Annotated in this window: 1 protein-coding gene; it reads right to left on the reverse strand. The window is 60.7% G+C overall.

Going from position 1 to position 333, the window contains the following annotated elements:
• A partial coding sequence (locus tag HXS66_RS17260; protein ID WP_255303330.1) for a sugar phosphate nucleotidyltransferase occupies positions 1-333 on the reverse strand: 333 nt, incomplete at both ends.

A 333-nucleotide genomic window follows, 5' to 3' on the forward strand; every position in this document is an offset into this window, starting at 1 on the left:
GCGCTTCAGCAGGTACTGGCCGTAACCGGTCTTCTTGAGTGCGGTGCCCTGCTCTTCGAGCTGCTCGTCGCTGATCCAGCCGTTGGTCCAGGCGATTTCCTCGAGACATGCCACCTTAAGGCCCTGACGATGCTCGATGGTCTGCACGTACTGGCCGGCTTCCAGCAGGCTGTCGTGGGTGCCGGTATCCAGCCAGGCGAAACCACGCCCCAGTCGCTCGACACGTAGATCACCACGCTCCAGGTAGGCATTGTTGACGCTGGTGATTTCCAGCTCACCACGCTCAGACGGCTCGACGGCCTTGGCGATCTCAACCACATCGTTGTCGTAGAA

The sequence above is a fragment of the Cobetia sp. 5-11-6-3 genome, from assembly GCF_013374055.1.
Classification (GTDB): domain Bacteria; phylum Pseudomonadota; class Gammaproteobacteria; order Pseudomonadales; family Halomonadaceae; genus Cobetia; species Cobetia marina.